Source organism: Hyphomonas sp., from assembly GCF_965284475.1.
In the GTDB taxonomy this organism is placed as follows: Bacteria; Pseudomonadota; Alphaproteobacteria; order Caulobacterales; family Hyphomonadaceae; genus Hyphomonas.
This window is the reverse complement of sequence record NZ_OZ260087.1, coordinates 637988-654420: the sequence shown is the minus strand read 5'-3', so window position 1 is coordinate 654420 and position 16433 is coordinate 637988. Positions and strand designations below refer to the sequence as shown.

Below are 16433 nucleotides of genomic sequence, written 5' to 3'. Positions count from 1 at the left end.
CCGTTTTTCGGGGACACGCTGCGACCAATAAGGAATTCGCGATCAGAGTGCTGATTCCTGGAATCAGCACTCTGATCTAGTCATTGGTCGGCGTCAGGTCCGTGGGTCCGTCGACATCAACCTTTTCCATCTCGACCGTAATCGCCCTGATATCATCCGCGTCGCCGAGCAGTTCGTCCACAGGCGCTTCCAAGACGGGTGCGAAGATTGCCTCATGGCGCGGCGAGATGCCGGATGTGGCAAGCGGATTGCGCTCGATGCGGCCGCCGCCGCGTTTCAGTTCGCACCAGGCATCATGCTCGCCGGTCGTTTCAACATGGCTCCACGCAACGCATCTGGCATCGTCTGCGCAGGCAGTCTGGCAACTCGATGCGTTGTCTGACGGTGTCACGCTGTAGGTGGCGCCAAAGCGGTAGAGGCCGTGTTCCGCGCCGGCCGTCTCCGGCGTCGCCATGGCATCAGCCTTCAGCGACATTGGCGCATCGGCAAAGGCAGGCGCCACCAGGCAGGCGGCAATCGCAAGCATCCATGACAGGCGCATCAGCTGAACTCCCATATATCCAGAGCCGGAATCTAGGACGCGCCGGTTAACGAAGCTTTTATGTTCAGGTCGCCAGCGCCTCGCGCTTTTCCTCGATTTCCAGCCATTCCATCTCGGCCGCTTCGGCTTCTTCGCGCGCCGCGCCGATACGTTCGGACTTGGCATTGAACGCCTTCGGGTCGCGGGCATAGAGGGCAGGGTCGGCGAGGTCCTTCTCCAGCTTCGTGATCTCGGCATGCAGCGCAGGGATCAGCGCGTCGATTTCCTTCTGCCGGTGTTCGTCCTTGAATGACAGCTTTGTCTGCGGCCGGGCCTTCGGGGCCTCAACCGCTTTCGCCTTCTCAGTTCGCGCATTGGCCTCGTCATTGCGGCGTGCATGCGCCAGCTGATCCTGCGCATCGCTCCAGCCGCCGGCCGTCTGCACCCATTTGCCATCGCCCAGCGGACAGAGACAGCTCGTCACCGTCGAGTCCAGGAAGGCCCGGTCGTGGCTCACCAGCAGCAACGTACCCTCATAGGCCAGAAGCATGTCCTCCAGCAGGTCCAGCGTCTGCAGGTCGAGGTCATTGGTCGGTTCATCCATCACCAGCAGGGTCGAAGGCTTGGCAAGGCCAATCGCCAGCGCCAGCCGGTTGCGCTCCCCGCCCGACAGCGCGCCGACGGGCTGGCGCAGCTGTTCCGGCTTGAACAGGAAATCCTTGGCATAGGCGGCAATGTGGCGCTGCTGACCCTGCACCATCAGCGAGTCCCCGCCTGATGGGGCCAGCGCCTCCCAGATCGTGTCCTTCGGGTCCAGCGTGTCGCGTGTCTGGTCGAGGTAGGTCACGTCGAGCGTCTTGGCGTGGCGTACGCTGCCTTCGTCCGGTTCGATCTCGCCCAGCAGCAGGCGCACCAGCGTCGTCTTGCCCGCGCCGTTCGGCCCGATAATGCCGATCCGGTCGCCGCGCAGGATCTTCAGCGACAGGTCCGTGGCGATCACCAGCGGTCCGGCGGCTGTATCAAACGCCTTCGACAGGCCCTTCACTTCGATCACCTTCTTGCTCATCGAATCGCCGACGCCTGCGCTGAATTCGGCCGCGTTCTTTCGGTCATTCAGCGCCGCGCGCATCGCGCCATGCTGAGCGCGCATGTCGTGGAGCTTTGCAAGGCGCCCCTGGTTGCGCTTGCGCCGCCCGGTCACGCCGCGCGCCAGCCAGTGTTGTTCCGCCTTCAGCTGCGTGGTCACGCGCTTGAGCTGGCGTTCTTCCTCCACCTCGATGGCCTCGGCCCATTCGTCGAACTTGACATAGCCTTCCGGCGATTTCAGCACGACGCCCTGACGCAGCCACAGCGTGTTGGTCGATACGGTCTCAAGGAAACGCCGGTCGTGGCTGACCACCAGGACAACGCCGTTGAACGCCTTCAGGCGCCCCTCCAGGTATTCGATCATCGGCACGTCGAGATGGTTGGTCGGCTCGTCCAGCAGGATGACGTCAGGCTCGGCCGCAAACGCCTTCGCCAGCGCGGCACGCCTTTGCTGCCCGCCTGACAGGGTCTTCGGATCGGCCGCCGGATCGACGCCGAATTCCATCAGCTCGGCCTCGGCCATATAGGTGTATTCCAGTCCGTCGCTGACATAGTCGAGCACCGTGTCGAACCCGTCAAAGCGCGGTTCCTGCACCACCGTGGCATAGGTCGTGCCCGGCTGGCGCCAGACCTGCCCGCTATCAGCCTCCGCCTGTTCGCTGATAATGCGCATCAGGGTGGACTTGCCCGCCCCGTTGCGCCCGACCAATGCCGCCCGCTCGCCCTTGGACAGGCTCAGCGTCACCCCCTCGAACAGGGGCTTGGCGCCAAGCGAGAGACGCACATCAGATAATGAAATCAGGGGAGGTTGAGCCATGCGCCGCAGATAGCGTGTGCAGGCGGCAAGGGGAAGGGCTGATGCTGTGCGGCGCGGACGCTCAGGAACTTAACGCCTGCCATGCCGTTCTGTTGGTAACGGCAAAGATGAAGGGACACTGTCATGACCAATCGGTTTTCACCCGCGAATATTCACGAGGCCCTCACGGGCCTTGGCGACAATGTGGTCTCGGTGCTGCTCCCGCGTCCGCATATGCAGACAGGTGGCGAGAAACTTCGCATCGCGACCAAGAACGCCGCGCAGGCCATTGCCGGCTGTCCTGGCGACCACACTCAGCTCATCGACCGCCTGACCGCGCTGGAAATGTCTGACATGGAAAGTGCAGGCTCGGCTTTCTTCTCTGCGGGCGGCGACTTTCATGAGGTCAGGTTGAACAATCCACCCGTGGCCATGGTCGCCAGCGATCAGGAGGCGATGTGGTTGCCGGTCCTCGTTGACGCCTCGAGCCGCAACTCGGCATGGGCGGTCATCGTTGATCGTGACCAGCCGAAAATCTATCGGGCGACCGCTCGCGGCCTTGAAGACTTCTCCGACACGATGTCGGTTCCCGATTATGACGAGATTGAAGCGCGCCGCGAGCCGCAACTCGATGTCCTGTTCCATTCCGCGTCCAGCGGCCGCCGCACACAGGGCCATGGCAGCTTTGCAAAATTTCACTCGCTTGGCACAACGCAGGAACAGGAAGAGGAAAAGACCGAAGAGGTCTTCCACCGCCGCATCGCAGACGCCCTGAAGGATGGACTACCCAGAACGGCCCGCAAGGTTTTCTTCGTCGGTGACGAGCGCGGTGCAGGCCATGTGCGCGCCCTCCTCGGAGACGTTACTTTCGATACGGATTATCTTACATCCGCAGGCGATGGCTCTGATGCAGAGCGCCTGGCCGAGGCGCTGAGGAACGAGCTTGAGACTGAAAGACGTCAGCTGGGATCTGATACACTCAAGGATATGCCGCCCTCCGGCCTGGTGGTTGATGGTGATGTCGAGACTGCCGGCCAGAACGGGCGCATCGAAACAGTATGGATATCGGATGAGGCCGCCGGCCTTCGCGAATTCGCGGATGACGAGTATTTTGATTTTGATGACCCCGATGCCGCGCAGCAGGTCCTGACGCTGCAGCGCCGTATTGCGCCCGCTGTACTGACAGGCGCGAACGTCCACGTTATTCCGGGCGCACTACTCCCCGGAGGCAAGCGCGTACTGGCTACCGCCCGCTACGAGAAGCAGGTCGGGCGGTCCTAGCGCCGCGTTTGCTCGCGGATGGAAATCTTGTCTTCTCTCAGGGTGTAATCGATCCGATGACTGACCTTATACGATTTCCCGGCTGGCATCACCGCCGCGCCTCACGCGCTGCTGCCCCGCGAAGGCGGCACATTTCACCGTCGTGCAGTCCACCTCCAGTCGTTTCAGGCCGATTAACTCGATGCATTCACCGCAAATGGGCGTCACCCCAGCCGCGCCACCTCCTCGTCCCCCAGCGCCCGCCATTCGCCCTCGGCCAGCCCGTCCAGCGTCAGCGAGCCGAAGCGGGCGCGGTGCAGCGTCTCCACATGGTTGCCCATGGCAGCGAACATGCGGCGCACCTGGTGGTAGCGCCCTTCGGTGAGGGTGACGCGCGCGCTGCGCTCCCCCGTTACCTCGAGCCTAGCCGGTTTCAGCGGCTTGTCCTCGCCGCGCAGCACCAGCGTGCCGCTGGCAAAGGCTGCGCCCTCATGCCCCTCCAGCGGCCGGGCGAGCATGGCCTCATACACTTTTTCCGTCTCCGACTTCGGCGAGATCAGCCGGTGCAGCAACTGCCCGTCATCGGTGAACAGCAAGAGGCCCGTGGTTGCCGCATCGAGCCGGCCGACACTGGACAGGGTCGGCGTGCGCTTCAGGAAACGCGGCGGCAGCAATTCATAGACCAGCGACCCGCCATCGGCGCGCGAGCAGGTGAAGCCTGCAGGCTTGTGCATGAGGAGGACCATGCCGGGCGGCGGGTCCAGCGGCTCACCATCGATCGTAACCCCCTCGAACGGCCACGCCACACCCCCGCCACGCCTCTCAATGCCTCCCACACGCCCACGCCGCACCGCGGCCTCCACCTCCTTGCGGCTGCCATAGCCAAGCCCGGCCAGGTATTTCGTGAGGGCGCGCAGATCCTTCATTTTGGCCGCTTGGGACGATCCGCCCGGATCACCTTGTAGCCGCCGGAATCCTCAATGATTTCATACTGCTTGAAGCAGGCCGCCACGGTCGCCTCATAGGGCAGGTGCCGATTGGCAACCATGTAGAGCGACCCGTGCGGCTTCAGCGCCCGCGACGCGGCCTGGATGAAGGCCTGCCCCAGGCCTGCCGCATCCGCCCGTCCGACATGGAAAGGCGGGTTCATCAGGATGAAATCATAGCGGTTGTTCGGCACATCACGGGCCACGTCTGCCCAGCTGATCGTAACATGGCTGAAGGCCTCCAGCGTCTGCGTGGCGCAGACAATGGCGCGGTGCTCGGCCTCGTAAAGGTCCATGTGGCTGATCTTCGGGCAATGCGTCAGCACTTCTTTCGTGAGATAGCCCTGGCCTGCGCCAAGGTCGGCGCCCATGCCTTTGATATCCTCGGGAATGCACTCGGCCAGCAACTCCGACCCGGCATCCACCCGGTCCCATGAGAACAGGCCCGGCCGGCTCCACATGGCCCCGTCGGCAACAGGTTGGGGCTGGTCGGCGGCGACCCACGTCTCGGCAAGCGCCGTGTTGAACACGGACGAGTCTTTTCGCGCCCAGAACGCCCGGCACTTGTTCTTGCTCAGGCTCTCGGTTTCCCCGGCAATTTCGCCCAGCGTCTTCTCGGCGGTTTTTGCGCCCAGCGTGTTCGGCAGGCAGGCGAGCACGACCCCGCCTTCCGGCGCCGCCAGCATGGCCCGGGCATACAGGCCCCGTGCCTCGTCCTTCTGCCGTGGCGGCAGGATCAGCGTCAGTTCGGCGGGTTCGAACGTCTCCGTGCCGGGGGCAAGCAGCGTGTATCCAGCCGCCTTGAGCGCATCATGCGGCGGCTTGAATGTCTGCTGGCAGGTCAGCCGGTCCCTTGGCAGCAAAGGCAGCACCGGCCCCGGTTCTGCCCGCAGGAAAAGCACCGTTCCGGATTCGGGAACGGTTACGCCGCCGCCATCAAGGGCGAGTTTCAATGTGTCGAGAACGTCAGTATCCATGCGCACGCGTGTTAAGCGGTCTGGCAGCCTCTGGGAAGCCCGGTTTTACTGCGGTGAGCGGGCGGCCGCCCGGTTTGCCGCGGCCACGCTGAAGGCCTGGCTGAGGCCGCGATAGAAGGTGATGCGCTGCTCTGCGGACTCGCTCACCACCACGCCGCCCTCCGCTCCGATCAGGCTTTCGGACGGTTTGCCGGCATGGACCAGCGCCATCATGTCCGACCAGAGGTCAGCAGGAAGGCCGCCGCCGGTCACCCGCTTCATTGCGCTGTCATCGTCATTGCCCACCCAGACCGCGCCGACATAGGCCGCCGTGAAGCCGACAAACCAGGCATCGCGCGAATCCTGTGACGTGCCCGTCTTGCCGGCGACAGTCCAGTTCTTCACCTTTGCCCGTCCGCCCGTGCCGATGGGCGCGTTGACCACGCGCGTCATCATTGCGTTCATGTCTTCGGCAAGGTCATGCGGATAGACGCGTTCGCGCTCATATTCAGGGCGCTGGTACAGTACCATGCCGCGTGAATCCTCGATCTTGTCGATGAGATAGGGATCCATGCGCAGGCCGCCGGACTGGAACGCGCCAAAGGCCCGCACCAGCTCCCACATGGTCACTTCCTGGCTGCCGAGGGCAAGCGACGGGAAGGGCTGCATCGCGCTGGTCATGCCAAAGCGCTTGGCAAGCGCGATAATGCGCTCCTCGCTGGTTTCCTGACCCAGCTGCGCTGCGACCGTATTGGTCGAGCGTGTCAGCGCCTCGCTCAGCGTCATCGGGCCCAGATAGCCGCCGCCATAATTCTCCGGTCGCCACCTTTCGATCGTGATCGGCGCATCGATCATCACGTCATAAGGCGAGAACCCGTCTTCGAGGGCGGCCGCGTAGACAAAGGGCTTGAAGCTGGAGCCGGGCTGGCGCCTGGCCTGCGTGACGCGGTTGAACTCGGACGCCGCATAATCAGTGCCGCCGACCATGGCGACCACGCGACCGTCCTTTGCCAGAACCAGCGCGCCGACCTGGGTCGCGCCCTGAGCCTGACCATCCTTCGCCATGCGCTCAATCAGCAGTTTCTCGATACCGGTCTGCATCTTCGGATCAATCGAGATTGTAACGACAAGATCCCCCGGAAGACGCGGCAGCATGGCCCGGACGCGTTCCGCCGCTGCATCGAGCACATAGCCGAGCTGCGGGTCAAAGACGGGCGGGTCGATGATCCTGATGTCTGCTGTGCGCGCCGCCTCGGATTGCGCCCTGGTGATGAACCCCAGATCGACCATTTCCGACAGGACATAAAGCTGGCGATCACGCGCGCCAGCGAGGTTTTCGCGCAGGTTAAGTTTCGACGGCGCCTTGGGCAGGGTTGCCAGCAGGGCGGCTTCGTGGATTTCGAGATCCTGCGGCGGCTTGCCGAAATAGTTGCGCGCGGCCGAATCAATGCCGTAGAGGCCCGCGCCGAAATAGACCCGGTTGAGATACAGGGAGAGGATTTCATCCTTGCTGAGCCGCTTTTCCAACTCGCGGGCGAGCTTCATTTCCTGCGCCTTGCGCTTCAGCGTCTGGCGGTTGTCGAGCACGAGATTCTTGATCAGCTGCTGCGTGATTGTCGAGGCGCCGGACACGGTTTCACCGGCGCGCAGGTTTGAGAGTGCCGCGCGGGCAATGGCTGCGTCGTCGGCGCCATCATGCTCATAGAACCGCTTGTCCTCGGCGGCGATGAAGGCCTGGGCCACATAGGCCGGCAGGGTCGACACGTCCGTGGAGCGGCCATAGCGCGGCCCGCGCACGGCCAGTGTGTTGCCATCCCGGTCGACAAATTCCATGGCCGGTTCGCGATGTACTTCCCACAGTTCGGCGGTCTCAGGCAGTTTCGGCATGCCGAAATAGAGCGAGCGCCACTTGAAGAGGGCATAACCGCCCGCCAGCAGGATGGCGGCCACAACGATAAGGATGATCCATCCGCGCCATGTCGATGGCCACCGGAAGATCGGCTCGCGCGGCACCTTTACCGTTCGCGGCGTGTTCGAGGGGGGTGCAGATTTCGCCATGTCAGCCTGTGCATCGAATCAAGGGCGTAATTTACATGCGATTTGATTACGGCAGGGTGAAGGCGTGGTTCATGTGCCTTACAGTGCCCGTCAGGCCGCGCGACCCCGGGACATTGCGTATGGCCGCAAATGCAGGGCCGTGTATGGTTGCGCCTGCGGATGTCCGTCAAACCGCCAGACACGGGGATCGTCGTCCAAGCGAGGTGCGTGGCTGGCGCAGCTCAGGAGTGCCAGTTGCCATGTACAGACCTTTCCTTCACCCTGCCGCCCTTGCCCTGATCCTCGCGATGGGCACTGCGGCCTGCGACAGAGCCGTGCAGGACGCGCCCGCGATGACCGTGATCAAGACCGACGCGCAATCCATCGCCGATGGCCGCAAGATTGCCGAAACGCAGTGCGCCAACTGCCATGCGCTGGACACTGACGCGAAAAAGCGGCCTGAGGATCCGCCGCCAATGCGTTACCTGCTGGCGCAGTATAATCCCTATACGTTGTCGGAGGATTTCCAGGCCGGTCTGCATGTCGGGCACGAGAAAATGCCTGATTTCGTCTTTGGCCCGCTGGGTGCTGAAGTGCTGCTGGCCTATATCGTATCGATCCAGCAGGAACCGCCCGCAGAGGAATAGGGCGTCACGCCATTCCCGGCAGTCACGCGTTGCGGACATGCTGCGGCAGGCGGCCCGGCGGGACGGCAATCAGGTCATAGCGCCAGCCATGATCGGCATATCGGACGTGCCGGGCCATCCGGAAATCCGCCGCGCGGGCAATAGGGTGCCAGATGGCCGCCGCGACAGCGCCCAGGGCATGTTCGCGGCCGGCGAGGGCTTTCACGTCCACGAATGCGATGAGGTCTATCTCGCCGACCGGCGACGGCTTTCGGCCCGCTGGCGGGCACGTTCAGCCATTGGCCTTCAGTTGCAGGGCGCGCTGGTAGACGTCGCGCTTGGGCAGGCCAAGAGCCTCGGCAACCGCGCTGGCTGCGGCCTTGGTCGGCTGATCCTTCAGGGCGTCCAGCAGGGCAGCATCCAGCGAGGCCTGCGTGATCTCGGTTTCAAGCGGCGGGCCGACCAGCAGCACGATCTCGCCGCGCGGCGGTCCGGCTTCAGCATAATGGGCGGCCAGGTCCGACAGGCTGCCCCGGCGGGTCTCCTCGAACAGCTTGGTCAGTTCGCGCGCGACCGCAGCCTGCCGGTCCCCGCCGAGCGAGGCGGCAAGGTCTTCGAGCGAGGCGGCAAGGCGCGGGCCGCTTTCATAGAAAATCAGCGTGCCGGGCACCGCTTTCAGCGCCTCGGCAGACGCGCGCCGCGCCCCGCTCTTGGGCGGCAGGAAGCCCGCAAACATGAACCGGTCACTCGGCAGTCCGCTGGCGACGAGCCCGGCCAGCATGGCGGACGCACCGGGAATGGGGAAGACTTTCACGCCCGCTTCAAGGGCGTCATGGGTCAGCTTCCAGCCCGGATCGGAGACCAGTGGCGTGCCGGCATCGGAGATCAGCGCAATTTTCGCACCCTCCTGCATGCGCGAAACAAGGCCCGGCCGCCGTTCCGCCCCATTGTGGTCATGGTAGGGGCTCAGCCGGACCCTAAGCCCATAGGCAGACATCAGTTTCCCGGCGACACGGGTGTCTTCGGCCAGCACTTCCTCGACACCGCCCAGGACATCGAGCGCCCGCAGCGTGATGTCCCTCAGGTTGCCGATCGGAGTGGAGACAACATAAAGCCCGGGACCAAGTGCCTGTGCCGGTTGCCCGGCACGGCGGCTGCCCGTAGAGTCGCCCGGTGCGTGAATTGCCTCGGGCTCGGAAGGATCAGGAGATGACATTGCTTCAACCATTGCTCAGGAAGCTCAAAGCGCCAAGCCTTGTTCTCGCTTCCCTTCTTCTGGCCACGGCCTGTGCCACGGCGCCTCCGCGTCCGCCAGTCCAGATCGGCACTGGCGAACCCCGGGTCGATCCGGTGACCGGTGAGGTGCTGCAGCCCGGCGACGTGGATGAGACACGGCTGGGCGAGCTGACCCCGCAGAAACCGGTGCGCGGCGATGGCGGCCTGATCCCGCCCTTCATGGACGGGCGCGATGTGAAGCGCGCCGCCGTGCTGCTGCCCTTCTCGCATCCCAATGCACAGGTGCGCGCCGAAGCCGAGAGCATGCTGGCCGGTATCGAGCTGGCTCTGTTCGAATATGCCGGCGAGGATTTCCTGATCATGCCCAAGGATACGGCCGGCAAGCAGTCGGTCACCGAGGCACGGGTCGATGAATCCCTGCAGGAAGGCGCTGACATTATCCTGGGCCCGCTGTTCGGCGACAATGTGAAGGCGGTCAAGCAGGTCGCCAACCAGAAGCAGGTGCCGATCATTGCCTTTTCGAATGACCGCAGCGCCGCTGGCGGCGGTGCCTACCTCGCCTCGATCTCGCCGGAAGAGGAAGTGTCGCGGGTGATGCAATATGCCGGTGCGCGCGGCGTGCGCTCGTTCGTCTTCCTTGGCCCCGGCACGCCTTACGGACGTCAGGTCGAGGCGGCGATGCGCTATCAGGCTTCGCTTCAGGGCGGTGTCGTCGTGGCATCGGCCTTCTATGATGCCGGCTCCGGCGCTGCAGACGAGGCCCGCCAGATTGCGACAGTTCTGCAGTCAGAGATCGCACGCGGCAAGGTCGCCGTGATGATCCCCGAACGCGGCGTGAAGCTGCTCTCTGTCGCGCCGCTGCTGCCCTACAATGGTGTCGACATGCGCCAGGTCATGCTGATGGGCACCAGCCTGTGGGACGATTCCAGCATCTGGCGCGAACCGACCCTTGCCGGCGGCGTCTATGCGGCGCCGGACCCGGCAAACCTTGCCGGTTTCCGGCAGACCTATAATCGCATTTACGGCCGCAATCCGACCGATCTGGCCGCCGTCGCCTATGACGCCGCGGCGCTGTCGGTGCGGCTCGGGGCCGAAGACAACATGCGCTATAATGGCGTCACCGATCCTGACGGCTTCATGGGCGTGAATGGCCTGTTCCGTTTCCGCATCGATGGCACTTCGCAGCGCGGGCTTGCCGTGATGCAAATTCAGGCATCCGGTGCCAGTGTTGTCGAAAAAGGCCTTTCCGCCTTTGGTCCCGGCCCAAGCTGACCCTGTGTAATCTGCAGCTTTCCCTTGCGGGCAGGGGAAGTTCGCCCCACATGTCTGCGCACAGCAGGGAATTCGGGAAGACAGCAGTAAATCATGAGCAAGCGCGACTATTATGAAGTGCTCGGCGTCGCTCGCGATGCGGACGAGAAGCAGCTGAAATCGGCCTACCGCAAACTCGCCATGAAGTTCCATCCGGACCAGAATGCCGGCAATGCCGAGGCTGAAGAGAAATTCAAGGAAGTCGGCGAAGCCTATGCCGTTCTGAGCGACACGAACAAGCGCGCCGCCTATGATCGCTTTGGCCATGCCGCGTTCGAAAATGGCGGCGGTGGTGGCAGCCCATTTGGCGCCGGGGCCAATCCCGAAGACATCTTCCAGGACCTGTTCAGCCAGGTGTTTGGCGCAGGCGGCTTTGGCGGACGCCGGCGCGGCGGACCACAACGCGGCGCAGACCTGCGCTATGATCTCGAGATCACGCTGGCCGAAGCCTATTTCGGCAAGGACGAAAACATTCACGTGCCGCAGGCCGTGCCCTGCCAGCCCTGCTCCGGCAGCGGCGCGGCGCAAGGCAGCACGCCTGAGACATGCGACATGTGCGATGGCCATGGTCGCGTACGCGCCCAGCAGGGCTTTTTCACCATGGAACGCACCTGCCCGCGCTGTTCGGGCAAGGGCAAGGTCATTCGCAAGCCCTGCAAGGAATGCGGCGGCGCAGGACAGGTCCGCGAAGAGCGCAAGCTGTCGGTCAAGATCCCGGCAGGCGTGGAGAGCGGCATGCGCATCCGCCTGTCAGGCGAAGGCGAGGCCGGCATGGCGGGCGGATCGAAGGGCGACCTGTATATTTTCGTCGATGTTGTCGAGCATGACATTTTCGAGCGTGACGGGCCCAATCTCTATTGCCGCGCGCCCGTTCCGATGGCGACGGCGGCCCTGGGTGGCGAAATCGAAATTCCCACCATTGACGGTGGCCGCGCTCGCGTTGCCATTCCTGAAGGCGCCCAGACCGGCCGCAAGCTGCGCCTGCGCGGCAAGGGCATGCCCAGCGTGCGCTCGTCCGGCCAGACCGGCGATCTCTATGTCGAAATGTTCGTCGAGACGCCGCAGAACCTGACATCCCGCCAGAAAGACATCCTGCGCGAGTTCTGCGAATGCTCCGGCGCCGACTGCCACCCGGAAAGCGAAGGCTTCCTCGGTCGCATCAAACGCTTCTGGGGCGGCCACGAAGACGAAAAACATCCGAACTAGCGGTCCATCGCGCTTTTGGTTCCTGCTCACCTATTGCCTCTGGAAACGAAAAACGCCCGGCTCGCAAGCCGGGCATTTTGTATTATTCCTTAGCCGCAAGGGGCCGGATCAGGCCTGGATACGCTCGATGATGATGGCCGGGGCCATGCCACCGGCGGCGCACATTGTGATCAGGCCGTAGCGGCCGCCCGAGCGCTCAAGCTCGTCCAGCGCGGTGCCGATCAGGATCGAACCTGTGGCGCCGATCGGGTGGCCGAGCGCCATGGCGCCGCCATTGATGTTCACTTTCTCACGGTCAAGGTCGAGATCGCGGATGAACTTTTCGGCCACGACCGAGAAAGCCTCGTTGATCTCGTAGACGTCGATATCGTCCTTGGTCAGGCCGGCCTTTTCGAGCACTTTCCTGGCTGCAGGCACAGGGGCGTTCAGCATCAGTGTCGGGCAGTCACCCATGTTCGCCGTCGCAACGATGCGGGCGCGCGGCTTCAGGCCATGCTTGTCGGCATAGTCCTTCGAGGTGATCAGCAGGCAGGCGGCGCCGTCCACGACGCCGGACGAGTTGCCGGCATGGTGAACGTGGTTCACCTTGCCTTCAAGCTGCGGATACTTGCGCGTCATCAGGTTGCCATAGGTGTTGCCCTGATCGTCGATCGGAATGTCCATGTACATGTTGAACACGGTCTTCAGGCCAGCCAGCGTTTCCATCGTGGTGGACGGGCGCGGGAACTCTTCATGGTCGAGGGCGAGCGAGCCGTCTTCGTTATAGACCGGTACGACAGACTTGTCGAAACGGCCTTCCTCAATGGCGCGGGCGGCGCGCTGCTGGCTTGTATAGGCGAGGCGGTCGACGGCCTCGCGGTCAATACCTTCCAGCGTGGCGATGGCATCGGCGCAGACACCCTGCTGGGTCTGCGGGTGGCTGGCGCGCAGGCGCAGGTTGCCGGCATCCATGACAGGCGGGGTTTTCGGGTCAGCAGTCGCGGACGTGTAGCTCATCATTTCCGTGCCGCCTGCGATGACGCAGTCTTCCATGCCGGACATGACCTGCGCCGCGGCGAGCGAGACGGACGTGATGCCCGAGCCGCAGAAACGGTCGAGCGTGACGCCCGAGGCCTTGATGTCATAGCCGGCATCGAGGGCGGCCATGCGGCCAAGGTCAGCGCCTTGCGCGCCGCGCTGGCTGCTGGTGCCCCAGATAATGTCGTCGACGGTGGCCGTGTCGAGCTTGTTGCGCTCGGCGAGGGCCTTGAGGACCGTGGCTGCCAGTTGCTGTGGGTGGATGTGGGCGAGGGCGCCTTTGCCCTGCTTGCCAATGCCGCGCGGCGTGCGGCAGGCGTCGATGATATAGGCTTCAGCCATGAGGGTATCTCCCGGTTCGCATCACTGTTGAATGGTGTTAGCGAGGTTTACGCGCACGTAAGCGTCAAGGGAAGGGATGACGTTGGGAAAGGCGATCAAATCGCCACAAGCCTCCCGAGGGGAATGGCCTAGCCGAACGCGCTGTATGCGTGGGTGATGGCCAGGCTGATGCCATGCAGGGCGCGGTCGATCTCGTCCAGCGGGGCGATGATGTCCCGGTGGATACGGTCATAGCCATAGGCAGCGGATTTGGCCTCGGACCCGGTCTCGGTGAGGGTCTTGAAAGGGGTGTCCTCGTCGCGGGCGCGGGGGAAGATATCCATCAGCAGGTCGACGGCTTCGCCGATGCGCAGGTCAAGCACCATGTGCATGAGGTCGCGCGCGTCGGCATCATGGCGCTCGGAGATGCGTGGCACCTGACCGACCAGGATGAAGGCGCGCATCATCAACGCCTGGCGGATGGCGTGCAGCGCGTGCAGGTCCAGCCGGCCTTCATGGCGTTCCTCGGCCGAAGGCGCATCATCAAGCTGGGCAAGTAGCCGGTCGAACTTGCCAAGGTCAATCGCCAGGACATTGGCGATCCGGTTGATCGACACCGAATTGTCATTGTCGCGCAGGCCGTAATAGACGGCCCGATAGGCCGCCGTGCGGTCCGTTTCGGCGAGGCGGGAATGGGCAATCCAGACCGACGGATCGAAGACGTTGGCATAGGCGCGCAGGGCCGGCAGGCTTGTCATCACGCGGGCGCGCAGGGCCAGAAGAATGAGGCCGTGCATGCGCGGGCTGCGATTGATCAGGTCGACAAGGCGGTCATTCTCGCGTTGCAGGGACGAGCCGATGCCAGCGGCCGTATTGGCCGGAACGCCGAGCTGTTGCAGCGTCGCATTGTGCGAGATGGCCCGCAGCGCGCGCGGGCCGGTCGGGCCGCCGGTGCGGCGTTTCTGGCGCGAGCCGGCCTTGACCACGAGGCCCGCCGCAAAGTCGCCAAGCAGGCGGCCATAATCCCGGTTGACGAACAGGCGCTCATGCCAGGCGCGCAGCGAGCGGTAGAAATCCCAGACCAGGTCGGTGCGCGTGTAGAACGGGTCCTTGGATGTGTCGGGCGGGCTGGACAGGGCCCGGTGGCACCAGGCCGCATAGCTGGTCTCGGCAATCGGCAGGCTGGCAAAGTGCAGGAAGCCGTCACCGCCCTGGAAGCTGACCTCGTGCATCAGGCGCAGGTTGCGGGCCGCTGCGCCATTGCGTGTCCAGGGTGTCAGCACGTGATCGAGGCGCTGGCCGAAACTGCCCGGCCAGGCCCCCCGTCCCATGGATTCGCCATGCGTGTTGAAGATCAGCAGGGCCACGCCATCGGTCTTGGCGGCGAGGGCCCGGGCGATCAGGTTGTGAATGCGCTCGATGGCCATGTCGGCGGCGACCTGTCCGATGAAGCGGCCGGCGTCGGAGAAGCCGAGCTGGATCGAGAGATAGCCGCGCTCCTGCACGTAGCGCAGGAATTCCGGTTCATCGAGCAGGCGTTCGATGAAGCGCCCACCGGTTTCCAGCGCCTCGGGCGTTTCGAACAGGGGCGAAATGTCGAGCTTGTCGGCCACGCCATACTGGCGGGCGAGATACAGCGCGCCCATGACGGTGGCGGGGTTCTCGCTCTCGGCGATCAGGAAGCGGATGACTGAGCCGGAATCGATGTGTTTCAGGATCTGGGCGCACATCATGAACTGGCGCCGGGCCGTGGATTGCTCAAGGAAGAGGTCGGCAAAATTGACCTGGACCGGCGTTGACTGGCGCGCCTTCTGCGACAGTTCGGCAAGGGCGAGGCGGCCGAGTTCGCGGTCTTCGGTCTCAAGGCCAAGGTCGCGGTTGATGACGGTGCGCACCTGCGCGGCATTGACCCGCAAGTGGATACGGGCCGTGCCGAGCTGGAGCGATTCCACTTCGGCGCGGAAGGCGATCAGCGCGGCAGCGAGGGCGTCATCGGCTGCCGGGATCGCCTCATCGAGCACGCTGGTGATCTCTGCCGCATCTAGGATCATGCGCTTGCTGTGGTCCGTCAGCGCGTTCGCCGCACGCACGAGGTGTTCGGGATCTGTCAGGTCCTGCGCGAAAAGGCCTGCGTCTGCGTCCGCGTCCTTTGCTGCAGCGCGCAGCCGGATGATGAGGCGGGCGAGCGGGGCGATCTTGCTCGCACCGGACATGGCCTCCAGCCTGTCGCAATAGCGGGCGAGCTGGTCGGCCTTTTCGCGCAGGCGGAAGGTCAGCGATTGCGACCAGTGAATATCGGTGCGCCCGTCAAGATCGTAGCCGACCCAGCTGGCCAGAGTGGGCAGGTAAGGCCTGAGGTCGCGCCAGCGGTCCGGAAAGGCCTTGCGGGCCACCTGCATGACCAGGGCGGCATAGGCCTGCTGGGCGCCCGCCGCATTGCGCAGCGCGTCCTGCACTTCCTCATGTTCGCCGACCAGGTTGATCGACTGGTTCCACGCCCGGCTGTCCTCGCGGATGTGCTTCAGAAGCGCGGCGCGGCTGGATTTGCTGGGCCGGCTGACATGCGAGGTGAATGCCTGGCGCAGCGCGCGCGACAGGGCAAAGGTCGGGTGGGCCGTGAAGACGATGCCGCCGGTATTTTGCTGGACTGCATCCCGGTAGGTGTCAAAGTCCTGTTTCGCATGCGTTTCCAGTGCGGCACGGACAAGCGACCATCCCGCTTTCGGGTCTGCATCATAATGCTGTTCGCGGAAACGGTCTGCGCGCTCCTCGATCAGGGTCAGGTGCAGGTCTCCGGCGAATTTCTCCAGGTCTGCCACCCTGGTGCGGCCGGATTCGAGATCCTGGAACAGGGACTGGGCGAAGGCGAAGACAGAATTCGTCATCGGATCGACCGCGATTCGCTCCGATTGCGCCCGCAGGAAGTCCTGCGCGGCAGCCAGGGAGAGAGGAGTGGACGCTGCGTTAGTCATGTGTTCACCACAAAGACGCCTTTGGCGGCGATGTCAAAGCAGACGAGACCTGCATAAGCGCAAGGCAGGCTGCAGGTTTTGCGGCCGGATTGCCTGTCGCGTG

At 64.0% G+C, this 16433-nt stretch carries 13 protein-coding genes; 4 read left to right on the top strand and 9 right to left on the bottom strand.

The window, feature by feature from the left end; all coding sequences use genetic code 11:
* Positions 1–76: 76 nt before the first annotated feature.
* Both ACQ66M_RS03025 and ACQ66M_RS03020 read right to left on the bottom strand, forming a co-directional pair.
* On the bottom strand, positions 77–541 hold the full coding sequence (locus ACQ66M_RS03025; RefSeq protein ID WP_350171152.1) for a PAN domain-containing protein: 465 nt from the start codon (positions 539–541) through the stop codon (positions 77–79).
* 64 nt (positions 542–605) lie between these two features.
* On the bottom strand, positions 606–2423 hold the full coding sequence (locus ACQ66M_RS03020) for an ABC-F family ATP-binding cassette domain-containing protein (RefSeq protein WP_430401761.1): 1818 nt from the start codon (positions 2421–2423) through the stop codon (positions 606–608).
* 123 nt (positions 2424–2546) lie between these two features.
* Between ACQ66M_RS03020 and ACQ66M_RS03015 the strand changes: the two genes are divergently transcribed.
* Entirely contained in the window at positions 2547–3683 is a 1137-nt protein-coding gene (locus ACQ66M_RS03015) for a hypothetical protein (RefSeq protein WP_430401759.1), read from the top strand.
* Positions 3684–3886: 203 nt separating this feature from the next.
* On the opposite strand, the gene ACQ66M_RS03010 is transcribed toward ACQ66M_RS03015, so the two are convergent.
* Genes ACQ66M_RS03010 through ACQ66M_RS03000 form a run of 3 tightly spaced genes read right to left on the bottom strand, consistent with a single transcriptional unit; the run spans position 3887 to position 7662 of the window.
* A complete protein-coding gene (locus ACQ66M_RS03010; RefSeq protein WP_430401757.1) occupies positions 3887–4588 on the bottom strand; it encodes a pseudouridine synthase in 702 nt (233 codons plus the stop codon).
* Positions 4585–5625: a class I SAM-dependent methyltransferase gene (locus tag ACQ66M_RS03005; RefSeq protein ID WP_430401755.1), complete on the bottom strand. Its 1041-nt coding sequence runs from the start codon at positions 5623–5625 to the stop codon at positions 4585–4587. Before ACQ66M_RS03005 ends, ACQ66M_RS03010 begins: the two co-directional genes overlap by 4 nt.
* Before the next feature lie 45 nt (positions 5626–5670).
* Entirely contained in the window at positions 5671–7662 is a 1992-nt protein-coding gene (locus ACQ66M_RS03000; RefSeq protein ID WP_430401753.1) for a transglycosylase domain-containing protein, read from the bottom strand.
* A 239-nt stretch (positions 7663–7901) separates the two neighbouring features.
* Here ACQ66M_RS03000 and ACQ66M_RS02995 point away from each other — a divergent pair, with 239 nt between their 5' ends.
* Positions 7902–8288, top strand: a complete 387-nt coding sequence (locus tag ACQ66M_RS02995) for a hypothetical protein (RefSeq protein ID WP_430401751.1) — start codon at positions 7902–7904, stop codon at positions 8286–8288.
* A gap of 22 nt (positions 8289–8310) precedes the next feature.
* On the opposite strand, the gene ACQ66M_RS02990 is transcribed toward ACQ66M_RS02995, so the two are convergent.
* Positions 8311–8499, bottom strand: coding sequence for a hypothetical protein (locus ACQ66M_RS02990; protein ID WP_430401749.1), 189 nt, complete (start codon positions 8497–8499; stop codon positions 8311–8313).
* 60 nt (positions 8500–8559) lie between these two features.
* A complete protein-coding gene (rsmI, locus tag ACQ66M_RS02985) occupies positions 8560–9483 on the bottom strand; it encodes a 16S rRNA (cytidine(1402)-2'-O)-methyltransferase (protein ID WP_430401747.1) in 924 nt (307 codons plus the stop codon).
* On the opposite strand from rsmI, the gene ACQ66M_RS02980 reads away from it, so the two are divergent.
* Both ACQ66M_RS02980 and dnaJ read left to right on the top strand, forming a co-directional pair.
* Positions 9477–10775 (top strand): penicillin-binding protein activator, encoded by a 1299-nt coding sequence (locus ACQ66M_RS02980; protein ID WP_350171161.1) that lies wholly within the window; start codon positions 9477–9479, stop codon positions 10773–10775. The two genes, rsmI and ACQ66M_RS02980, sit on opposite strands and share 7 nt — an antisense overlap.
* Positions 10776–10868: 93 nt before the next feature.
* Positions 10869–12020, top strand: a complete 1152-nt coding sequence (gene dnaJ / locus ACQ66M_RS02975) for a molecular chaperone DnaJ (RefSeq protein WP_350171162.1) — start codon at positions 10869–10871, stop codon at positions 12018–12020.
* A 108-nt stretch (positions 12021–12128) separates the two neighbouring features.
* Here dnaJ and ACQ66M_RS02970 read toward each other — a convergent pair whose 3' ends face one another.
* Complete coding sequence (locus tag ACQ66M_RS02970; protein WP_430401745.1) at positions 12129–13379, bottom strand: acetyl-CoA C-acetyltransferase; 1251 nt, start codon at positions 13377–13379, stop codon at positions 12129–12131.
* A gap of 128 nt (positions 13380–13507) precedes the next feature.
* Positions 13508–16330, bottom strand: coding sequence for a phosphoenolpyruvate carboxylase (locus ACQ66M_RS02965; RefSeq protein ID WP_430401743.1), 2823 nt, complete (start codon positions 16328–16330; stop codon positions 13508–13510).
* Between the last annotated feature and the right edge of the window lie 103 nt (positions 16331–16433).